11 protein-coding genes and 1 pseudogene are annotated in these 9,934 nt (G+C 65.4%); 5 read left to right on the top strand and 7 right to left on the bottom strand.

The genetic code is table 11. The annotated features are described in order from the left end of the window. Positions 1-233 (bottom strand): annotated as a pseudogene (locus WBQ44_RS12915) (4'-phosphopantetheinyl transferase); the annotation flags it as partial. Then, entirely contained in the window at positions 230-1,153 is a 924-nt protein-coding gene (locus tag WBQ44_RS12920) for a metallophosphoesterase family protein (protein ID WP_495567080.1), read from the bottom strand. The gene WBQ44_RS12920 and the pseudogene WBQ44_RS12915, both read right to left, overlap by 4 nt. 121 nt (positions 1,154-1,274) lie before the next feature. Here WBQ44_RS12920 and WBQ44_RS12925 point away from each other — a divergent pair, with 121 nt between their 5' ends. From WBQ44_RS12925 to WBQ44_RS12945, 5 genes are read left to right on the top strand one after another with little or no spacing between them, the layout of a single operon-like run. After that, a complete protein-coding gene (locus tag WBQ44_RS12925) occupies positions 1,275-1,469 on the top strand; it encodes a hypothetical protein (RefSeq protein WP_495567081.1) in 195 nt (64 codons plus the stop codon). A 42-nt stretch (positions 1,470-1,511) separates the two neighbouring features. Beyond that, entirely contained in the window at positions 1,512-1,910 is a 399-nt protein-coding gene (locus WBQ44_RS12930; protein ID WP_495567082.1) for a TOBE domain-containing protein, read from the top strand. Positions 1,911-1,931: 21 nt separating this feature from the next. After that, complete coding sequence (gene modA, locus WBQ44_RS12935) at positions 1,932-2,720, top strand: molybdate ABC transporter substrate-binding protein (RefSeq protein ID WP_495567083.1); 789 nt, start codon at positions 1,932-1,934, stop codon at positions 2,718-2,720. Positions 2,721-2,725: 5 nt separating this feature from the next. Continuing rightward, entirely contained in the window at positions 2,726-3,532 is an 807-nt protein-coding gene (locus tag WBQ44_RS12940; protein ID WP_495567084.1) for an ABC transporter permease, read from the top strand. Next, entirely contained in the window at positions 3,529-4,611 is a 1,083-nt protein-coding gene (locus WBQ44_RS12945; RefSeq protein WP_495567085.1) for a sulfate/molybdate ABC transporter ATP-binding protein, read from the top strand. The genes WBQ44_RS12940 and WBQ44_RS12945 overlap by 4 nt, the downstream gene beginning before the upstream one ends. A 19-nt stretch (positions 4,612-4,630) precedes the next feature. Here WBQ44_RS12945 and WBQ44_RS12950 read toward each other — a convergent pair whose 3' ends face one another. The 5 genes from WBQ44_RS12950 to infB all read right to left on the bottom strand — a co-directional run. After that, positions 4,631-6,007: an MATE family efflux transporter gene (locus WBQ44_RS12950; protein ID WP_495567086.1), complete on the bottom strand. Its 1,377-nt coding sequence runs from the start codon at positions 6,005-6,007 to the stop codon at positions 4,631-4,633. After that, on the bottom strand, positions 5,973-6,965 hold the full coding sequence (locus WBQ44_RS12955; RefSeq protein ID WP_495567090.1) for a DHH family phosphoesterase: 993 nt from the start codon (positions 6,963-6,965) through the stop codon (positions 5,973-5,975). Before WBQ44_RS12955 ends, WBQ44_RS12950 begins: the two co-directional genes overlap by 35 nt. Positions 6,966-7,030: 65 nt before the next feature. Next, a complete protein-coding gene (gene rbfA / locus WBQ44_RS12960; RefSeq protein WP_495567087.1) occupies positions 7,031-7,498 on the bottom strand; it encodes a 30S ribosome-binding factor RbfA in 468 nt (155 codons plus the stop codon). Positions 7,499-7,529: 31 nt separating this feature from the next. Continuing rightward, on the bottom strand, positions 7,530-7,820 hold the full coding sequence (locus WBQ44_RS12965; protein ID WP_495567088.1) for a DUF503 domain-containing protein: 291 nt from the start codon (positions 7,818-7,820) through the stop codon (positions 7,530-7,532). A 122-nt stretch (positions 7,821-7,942) separates the two neighbouring features. Continuing rightward, positions 7,943-9,934 (bottom strand): translation initiation factor IF-2 (infB, locus tag WBQ44_RS12970; RefSeq protein WP_495567089.1); only part of this gene is annotated, 1,992 nt, incomplete at its 5' end.

A 9,934-nucleotide genomic window follows, 5' to 3' on the forward strand; every position in this document is an offset into this window, starting at 1 on the left:
ACGCCCTTCGGCCACTGGGGCGCCCCCGACTTGCCGCGCATGATGGGCGCAGGCTCCACCCCGAGCTTGCCCATCGCGACGCGCGCACAGTGCCGTGCGGAGGTGAACTCGCGCTTGCGTTTGTCTACGGCCTTGGCCACCAGTGGGGCCTCGAGTGGGTGCGGCTGCAGCCCCGGCGGGTCCTCGAACAACTCGGCGGCGACCACACCGTGGGGAAGGATCAGCTCGATCAACTCTTCGCCCTCATCTTCTCGACTTCGGCTTCCATTTCGGGAGTGACCGTGAAGTGGCCACCCCACTTGTTCAACGTGCCATCCGGGTATTCGGGCACCGGGAGTATCTGACGAAGCACGTTGGTGGGCAGTCCGCGGCGCTGCCACTCGCGGGGATATCCGACGGATACCTCCTCGAATCGGACGCCGTCGTAATACGTGGTTCGCGGGATGTGAAGGTGGCCGTACACCGAGCACAGTGCGTTGTATCGCGTGTGCCAGTCAGCGGTGAGCGTCGATCCGCACCACAGTGCGAATTCCGGGTAGAACAGGACGTCGGTGGGCTGTCGAACCATCGGGAAGTGGTTGATCTGCACCGTCGGGATGGACAGATCCAGCGCGTCGAGCCGCTTCTTCGTGGTCTCTATCCGCGCGTGACACCAGGCATCGCGCGTCGCGTACGGCTGAGGCGAGAGCAGAAACTCGTCCGTGGCGACGACATTCTTGTCCCGCGCAATGGTGAGCCCGTGCTCCTTGTCGATGGCGCCGCGGGGCAGGAACGAGTAGTCGTACAGCAGGAACATCGGCACGATCGTGGCCGGCCCACCTTCGCCCTCCCACACCACGTAGGGATCCTCCGGCGTGATCACGTCGATCTCGCGGCAGAGGTTGACGAGATACTCGTAGCGCGCAACACCGTGGATCTGCACCGGATCCTTGACGGTCGTCCACAGTTCGTGATTGCCGGGGACCCAGAACACCTTCGCAAATCTGCTTCGCAACAGCTGAAGCGCCCACCTGATGTCATCGGTCTTCTCGGACACGTCACCGGCGACGATCAACCAATCTTCGGGCGATTCGGGGTGAATATCTTCGGTGACCGGGCGATTGCCTCGATGACCGACGTGAATGTCACTGACTGCCCAGAGCTTGGGTGCCACAGGTGGTGGTCCTTCCGTTCGACTTCTCGCGGTCCGATGGATAACCAACGCTTCATCTTCCCCTGCGATTCCCGGCACGGCTCGTCAGGGGTGATGCGCAGTCGGTGCGACAATCACACCCATGGGAAATCTGACGTCGTCTGAGAGAAATGGCCTCCGCGCCGGAATGGTCATCACCGTGATGGCGGCGTTCCTGGCCGGACTGGCGTCCGATGATTTCATGACGGGTTTCGTCACCACGGCAATCGTCTGCGCCATCGCCCTCGTTGCGGCGACGTTCATGGCGCGGGTGGTGAACTCGCGAAAAAATCGCTGATCTGAGCTCGTTGACCGCATCTGCTGATTTACCATTGCTTTCGTGACGCAAACGCGGATTAGGATCAAGGATGCCGCAGCATTGCTCGGTGTCAGCGACGACACGGTTCGTCGCCTGGTCGACAGCGGGGCTCTGCCGTCGCACAAGGACGAGTCCGGGCGGAAGGTCATCGGCGGCGCCGAACTGGCCGCGTTTGCACGCGAGCATGCCACCCCACCGCCCGACCCAACGGGAACCGGCAGTTCTGCCCGCAATCGGCTCGTCGGACTCGTCACGAAGGTGACCTCGGACACGGTCATGAGCGAGGTCGAACTGCAGTGCGGTCCCTTCACCGTCGTGTCGTTGATGAGCACCGAATCGGTACGCACACTGCAGCTCGAACCGGGCTCCATCGCAGTGGCTGTAGTCAAGGCCACCACCGTCATCGTCGAAGCACCCTGATTCCGAGAGGACGCCTGCTGGATGAGCAAGTACCGGTTGACCCCGGTCGCGGCTGTGGCAGCTGCCGCGGCGGTGGTCTGCGCGTTGGGTGGTTGCACAGCCGACCGATCGCCGCGGCCGCAGGACGGCTCCGTCTCCGGCGAGATCACCGTGTTCGCCGCCGCCTCCCTCACCGCGAGCTTCGGCGAGCTGGCCGAGGAGTTCGAACGACAGAACCCGGGCACAACTGTCCAATTGTCGTTCGCCGGCTCGTCGGACCTGGTGACACAACTGACCCAGGGTGCGCCCGCCGACGTCTTCGCCTCTGCCGACGCGGTCAACATGGGCAAGGCCGTCGACGGCGAGCTGGTGCGCGGTGAGCCTGCAGATTTCGCGAAGAACACCCTCACCATCGTTACGGCACCGGGCAATCCGAAGAACGTGACCTCGTTCGGCGACCTGGCGAACCCGGACATTCTCACCGTGGTGTGCGCTCCCCAGGTGCCGTGCGGCAGCGCCACGGACAAGGTGGAGGATGCGACGGGGACGACCATCCCCGCCGTCAGCGAGGAATCCGCGGTGACGGACGTGCTGGGGAAGGTGACGTCCGGTCAAGCCGACGCAGGGATCGTCTACGTCACCGACGCTGCGACCGCCGGCGACCGAGTGACGTCGGTGCCCTTCCCCGAATCGTCCAACGCCGCCAACACCTACCCCATCGCCGTGTTGCAAAGCAGCCGCAACCCGGCGACCGCCGATGCGTTCGCCGACCTCGTGACGGGCGAGGCCGGGCGAGCTGTACTGGCCCGTGCCGGCTTCGCAGCACCGTGAATCCCGTGACCACGCGGCGTGGGAACACGGTGTCCGTCGCGCTGCCCGTGTGGGCATACGCACCCGCCGTTGTCGGTGCGCTGTTCGTGGCCGTGCCGTTGCTTGCCATCGTGCTGAAGATCGACTGGACACACTTCGTCCCGCTCGTCACGTCCGAGTCTTCCCGCACGGCCTTGGCATTGAGCCTGCGAACCGCCGCGATGAGCACGGCCGCGTGCATCGTCCTCGGCGTTCCGATGGCACTCGTACTCGCGCGCTCGGATTTCCCCGGCATGTCGATACTGCGCGCACTCGTGCTGCTACCCCTTGTGTTGCCACCGGTGGTCGGCGGAATCGCGCTGCTCTACACGTTCGGCCGCCTCGGTGTTCTCGGCGCACACCTCGATGCATGGGGAATCTCGATCGCGTTCTCGACGACCGCCGTGGTACTGGCCCAGACGTTCGTCTCACTGCCCTTCCTCGTCGTCAGCCTTGAAGGCGCGCTGCGCAGTTCGAGTCGTGAGTACGAGGTGGTCGCCGCAACTCTGGGTGCGCGACCCACGACCGTTCTGCGCCGGGTGACGATCCCACTCGTGCTGCCCGGCCTCGTCTCGGGCGCCGTACTCGCGTTCGCCCGGGCGCTGGGAGAATTCGGCGCGACCCTGACCTTCGCCGGGTCCTTGGAAGGCGTCACGCGCACCCTCCCGCTCGAGATCTATCTGCAGCGGGAGTCCGACGCCGACGCCGCAGTGGCTCTCTCGCTCGTGCTGATCGTCGTCGCCGCCGTGGTCGTCGTCGCGGCTCGGGGTCGACAGACCACCGGCGCGCTGTGAGCAGCATCCGCGTCGATGCACGCGTAGACAGCCGCGACGCCTCGTTCGAACTTACCGTCGCCGACGGCGAGGTCGTTGCCGTCCTCGGACCGAACGGCGCAGGTAAGACGACCTTGCTTTCGCTCGTCGCAGGCTTGCTCAGGCCCGACCATGGGCGCATCGCGATAGGCGACGACGTCGTCACGGACACGCGGACGAGAACGTTCGTCGCACCGCACGCCCGTGGCGTCGCCAGCCTGACTCAGAAGGCCCTGCTGTTTCCGCACCTCGACGCAGAGGCCAACGTCGCGTTCGCACCGCGTAGCCGCGGGGTCCGCAAACGCACGGCACATGAAATCGCCCGCACGTGGCTGTCTGCGGTGGACGCAGTCGAGCTCGCCGACCGCACGCCCGCTCAGCTGTCGGGCGGACAAGCTCGGCGAGTCGCGATCGCCCGTGCCCTGGCGGCAGAGCCCAGAGTCCTCCTCCTCGACGAGCCGATGTCCGCACTCGACGTCGACGCAGCCCCGGCAGTCCGCCGACTACTGCGCACGGTTCTGCGCACGCACCGCCGCACCGCCGTCATCGTCACGCACGACCTGCTCGACGCCGTCGTGCTCGCAGACACGGTCGTGGTGATCGACTCCGGTCGGATCGTCGAATGTGGCCCGACAACCGAGGTGTTGTCCGCACCGCGCAGCGGGTTCGCCGCACGTATCGCCGGAGTCAACCTGCTCTCCGGCGTCGGTGACACGCGCGACTCGCTCCGGACGTCATGGGGGCTAAAGGTGTACGGCCGCCGCGAAACGGCCTCTGACAGCGCCGGGAACGCGGTCGCCGTGTTCTCGCCCTCCGCTGTTGCGGTGCACCTCGAGCGTCCGCATGCCAGTCCGCGAAACGTCCTCCCCATCACGATCGCCGAAATGCACGTCCACGGGGGAACGGTTCGGCTCCGCGGTGCCGACAACCCCGACGGCACACCCGGTCCGGTTGCCGAGGTCACCCCGGCGGCCGTCGCAGAACTCGACATCGAACCGGGTTGCGATGTCTTCTTCGTCGTCAAAAGTCAGGAAGTCGCCATTCACCCGGCCGCGCGCTGATCGGCCTCGGCCGGTGTACTCAGGCGGTTGCTTCGGGTGCCCGCTGTATGTCGGCGCCGACGACGGCCCAGCGTCCCGACAGCGTCCGCGCGACAACCGCGATCATGCGCAGCGCCACGAAGAAGCCGAGTCCGAACCAAATGCCCCGAAGTCCCCAGTCGAACGCCAGTGCCATCCAGATCATGGGGAGGAAGCCGACGAGAGCGCAGCCCAGTGTCGCGGTCCGCAGGAACGCGGCGTCCCCCGCACCGAGGAGCACGCCGTCCAGGGCGAACACAACACCCGCAATCGGCACGATCGTCACGAAGATCCACCAGATCGACTGCATCTCGAGAACCACCGCGGTATCCGTCGTGAACAACTCGGGAACCACGGGCAAACCCACCGCGAAGAAGCCCGCCAGCACGACCGCAAACACCGTCGACCACACCGTCAGGCGCCATCCGAGACTCGTGGCACCCCGGACGTCCGAACGCCCGAGTGCAGCGCCGACCAGCGTCTGGGCGGCGATCGCAAGCGAGTCGAGAGTCAACGACACCAGGTTCCACATGTGCAGGACAACTTGATTGGCTGCAACGGATGCTGCCCCGAATCTCGACGCGACCGCCGCTGCGGACAGGAAGCACGCCTGAAACGCCAGCGACCGGAGAACCAGGTCACGCCCCAGTACCAACTGTGCACGCATGACCGCCCACGACGGTCGGAGTGCGGCGCCGGCTCTGCCCACGGCCACCACGAAGAACACCCCGGACACCGCCTGACCCACCACGTTGGCAACGGCAGACCCCACCAATCCGAGGTGGGGAAACCCGTACAGACCGTGGACCAACAGGGGACACAGAACCGCCGACAACGCCAGACCCGCCACCACATATCGCAACGGCCTTGCGGTGTCCTGCACACCGCGCATCCAGCCGTTGCCTGCCATCGACACGAGAATGAACGGGACGCCGAAAACGGCCACCCGGAACCAGGCAACCGCTTCGCCGGTGATGTCCCCGCCGCCGCCGATGACCGTCAGAATCGGTACACACAGAATCTGCATCAGGGCGACGATCAGCGACCCGAGCGCCAGAGCGAGCCATGTCGCCTGTACGCCCTCGCCGACGGCATCGCGCTCACGCCCCGCACCGTGCATGCGGGCGGCGCGTGCCGTCGTTCCGTACGACAAGAACGTCAGCTGAGTGCCGACCTGCGCGAGGACCAGACCGCCCACCGCAAGGCCGGCGAGAGGCAGTGCCCCGAGGCGTCCCACCACCGCAGCATCGAACAGGAGATACAGTGGTTCTGCTGCGAGAACGCCCAACGCGGGCAACGCAAGACCGAGGATGCGGCGAGGTGACGCCCGAACCTCGCCGGCTTCAGGCGAGGGCATCGGTCGGCGAGGCCAGGACATTCGTCTGCAAAGCGAGGGCATCGGTCAGCGAGGCGACGACGTCGTCTTTCGTCCCGTGCGCGGTGAAACCGGCCGCGTTTCGATGACCTCCGCCGCCGAGAACCGACGCCACTGCGGACACGTCGATCTCGGTCTTGGATCGGAGCGAGACAGTCCACTCGTCACCCTCCTGCTGCTTGAGCACCGCCGCGACCTCGGCCTCAGACGTGGTTCGGACGATGTCGATGACGCTCTCGATCTCCTCCGAACGAAGCCCTGCGGAATCGTCACGCAAGATGGAGGCGTAGACGAGTCCACGTCCACCTGCTGCCTCGCGGACGAGCGTGGCTCCGCCCAGAACCGAACCCAACATCGGCAGCCATCCGAACGGGTGATTGTCGAGCAGTTTGCGCGCGATGGCTGCTCCGTCGATTCCGGTGGCAAGCAGTCGTTCGGCAAGAAGGTGCGAACCCGGCCGCACCCACCGGAAAGAACCGGTGTCGGTGACCAGCCCAGCGAACAGACAGTGCGCGATGTCCGCGTCGATATCCACACCCCACGCATCGAGCAGTCGGGTGATGACCGCGGTGGTGGACTCGGCTGACTCGTCGACGACGTTCAAGGTGCCGAACCTGGTGTTCGACCGGTGGTGATCCACGACGAGCGTTGCGTCGGCGAAATCGAGTCGATCGGCCAACGATCCGAGCCGACCACGGCTACCAGCGTCGACGGTAACCACGAGATCGGCGTCGGATCGAACGGCCGGGGCCGGTACCAACAGATCTCTGCCGGGCAACATGTCCATCGACTCGGGCAGTTCCGTCGGAACCGCGAACGACACCTGTACCGACGCGCCGCGCCGATTCAACACCATCGCCAGCGCCAACCCACTGCCGATCGTGTCGGCATCCGGGTGTACGTGGCACAGAACTGTCACGGTCCGGGCCGACTCCAGCAGCGAGATGGCCGGGCCCAGCAGGCGGTCGGCCGTTTCCGCGCTCGACGCACGGAGTTCCTCGGCGCGGGGGGTCGTCGTCACGTCGATCAGTCCACGTCGCTGGACTCGGAATCCAGTGCGGACTCACGTGGAGCCTTGTACGGGTCGGGGTCACCAGCGGGCTTGGCACTCGCTGCCGCACGGGCAACCTCGCTGTCGGCCTGACGCGCTCGCTCCAGCAGTTCTTCCATATGCCGTGCAGTGTCCGGCACAGTATCGGTGACGAAGGTCAGGGTCGGTGTGAACCGAACGCCCGTGCCCGCGCCCACCTTCGACCTAAGAACACCCTTGGCCTTCTCGAGCCCTGCGGCCGCAGCCTGCAGATCCGGAGCGGTGTCGAGGTTCTCCCCCATGACCGTGTAGAAAACCGTCGCATCGTGCAGATCGGCCGTGACCTTGCAGTCGGTGACAGTGACGAACGCCAACCTCGGATCTTTGATCTCGTGATCGATGGCCGTCGCAACGATGGCGGCAATGCGCTTCGAAAGCCTGCGAGCTCTCGCCTGATCCACCATGAACTTCACGCTCCTCACACGCGGGCCCGAGTCAGTCCTCGGGACCGAAAATTCTTCTTCTGACCGCCAACAATTCCAGATCGTGGCGCTCGGCGACATGCCGTTCGCATTCGTCCAGTTTGTCGTGCAGACCGTCCACATCGATACCCGCTGCGGCGATCCCGAACAACGATCGTCGGATACGACCCTTCTCCCCGGTCTCCGCCGCGGACACCCCGAACCTCTGCAGTTCGGTGATCACGGGCTCCACTGTCGAACGCTTGTCGGCAAGAGAACGCACGTCACCCAGTAGTACGTCCAGTTCGAGAGCACCCAGGTACAAGCGGCCATCCTTCGATCGATTCGACCGAAAGCTTCCGGCGGCGACACCTCTCGGTGCCGCCGCCGAAACTTTACGATCAGTGCAGTGTCACTCCCCGTGCTTCACCACATCCGCGCGTCGAACTAGTCGCGCGGCTTCTCACGAAGCTCGTACGCCTCGATGACATCTCCCACCTTGATGTCCGAGTACGTCACCGTGAGACCACATTCGTATCCCTCGCGTACCTCGACCGCGTCTTCCTTCTCGCGGCGAAGCGAGGAGATCGTGACGGTCTCGGCGACCACCGTGTTGTCACGCAGCAGACGTGCCTTGGCGTTGCGGCGGATCGTTCCGGAAGTGACGAGGCAACCGGCGATGTTTCCGACCTTGGAGGAGCGGAACAGCGCGCGGATCTCGGCCTGGCCGAGCGCAACCTCTTCGTATACCGGCTTGAGCATGCCTTTGAGGGCCTTCTCGATCTCGTCGATCGCCTGGTAGATGACCGAGTAGTACCGGATGTCGACGCCCTCACGGTTGGCCAGCTCGGTGGCCTTGCCCTCCGCACGAACGTTGAAGCCGATGATGATCGCGTTGGACGCCGACGCCAGGTTGACGTTGGTCTCGGTGACTCCACCGACACCGCGGTCGATGACGCGCAACTCGACCTCGTCGTCGATCTCGATCCCCAGCAGGGCTTCTTCCAGCGCCTCCACGGTTCCCGAGTTGTCGCCTTTGAGGATCAGGTTGAGCTGTGAAGTCTCCTTCAACGCTGCATCGAGATCGTCCAAGCTGATGCGCTTGCGACTCTTCGCTGCGAGCGCATTGCGCTTGCGGGCGTTGCGTCGATCGGCGATCTGACGGGCGATGCGGTCCTCGTCGACAACCAGCAGGTTGTCACCTGCACCGGGCACCGACGTGAAGCCGATGACCTGTACCGGACGCGAAGGCAGCGCCTCGGTGACATCCTCGCCGTGCTCGTCGACCATGCGACGAACGCGTCCGTAGGCGTCGCCGGCGACGATCGAGTCACCGACGCGGAGCGTTCCGCGCTGGATGAGCACGGTTGCCACCGGGCCGCGACCACGGTCGAGGTGTGCCTCGATGGCGACACCCTGAGCGTCCATGTCCGGGTTGGCGCGCAGATCGAGCGCAGCATCTGCCGTCAACAACACTGCTTCGAGCAATGCGTCGATGTTGGTGCCCTGCTTTGCGGAGATTTCGACGAACATCGTGTCGCCGCCGTACTCCTCTGCCACCAGACCGTATTCGGTGAGCTGCTGCCGGATCTTGTCCGGGTTCGCGCCCTCCTTGTCGATCTTGTTGACCGCGACGACCATCGGAACGTCGGCTGCCTGCGCATGGTTGATCGCCTCGACCGTCTGCGGCATGACGCCGTCGTCGGCTGCGACGACCAAGATCGCGAGGTCGGTGGCCTTGGCGCCGCGGGCACGCATCGCCGTGAAGGCCTCGTGACCCGGGGTGTCGATGAAGGTGACCAGACGCTCGTTACCTTCCAGCTCGGTCAGCACCTGGTAGGCGCCGATGTGCTGCGTGATGCCGCCGGCTTCGCCTTCGCGGACCGCGGTGTTACGAATCGAGTCCAGCAACCTCGTCTTACCGTGGTCGACGTGGCCCATGACGGTGACCACCGGGGGACGCTGCTCGAGATCGTCCTCGCCGCCTGCGTCCTCGCCGTAGGTGAGGTCGAAGCTGCCCAGCAGTTCGCGGTCCTCGTCCTCGGGGCTGACGACCTGAACGACGTAGTTCATCTCGCCGCCGAGCAGTTCGAGCGTCTCGTCGTTGACGGACTGGGTTGCCGTCACCATCTCGCCGAGGTTGAACAACGCCTGTACCAGTGCTGCGGGGTTGGCATCGATCTTGTCGGCGAAGTCGGACAGCGACGCGCCGCGAGCGAGACGGATTGTCTCGCCGTTGCCACGTGGCAACCTGACGCCACCGACTGCGGGAGCCTGCATGCTCTCGTACTCGGCGCGTTTCGCCCTCTTCGACTTACGCCCACGTCGCGGCGCACCGCCAGGACGACCGAATGCACCTGCTGCCGCGCCGCGTTGACCTGGACGGCCACCGCCGCCCGGACGCCCGCGGAAACCGCCGGCCGGTGCTCCACCTGCTGG

Origin of the sequence: Rhodococcus sp. (in: high G+C Gram-positive bacteria) (assembly GCF_049591685.1) — a bacterium.
GTDB lineage: Bacteria > Actinomycetota > Actinomycetes > Mycobacteriales > Mycobacteriaceae > Rhodococcoides.

Coding starts and splice junctions, on each gene's coding strand:
- WBQ44_RS12925 (WP_495567081.1), top strand. CDS start 1,275: ATGGGAAATCTGACGTCGTCTGAGAGAAATGGCCTCCGCGCCGGAATG.
- modA (WP_495567083.1), top strand. CDS start 1,932: ATGAGCAAGTACCGGTTGACCCCGGTCGCGGCTGTGGCAGCTGCCGCG.
- WBQ44_RS12950 (WP_495567086.1), bottom strand. CDS start 6,007: ATGTCCTGGCCTCGCCGACCGATGCCCTCGCCTGAAGCCGGCGAGGTT.
- rbfA (WP_495567087.1), bottom strand. CDS start 7,498: ATGGTGGATCAGGCGAGAGCTCGCAGGCTTTCGAAGCGCATTGCCGCC.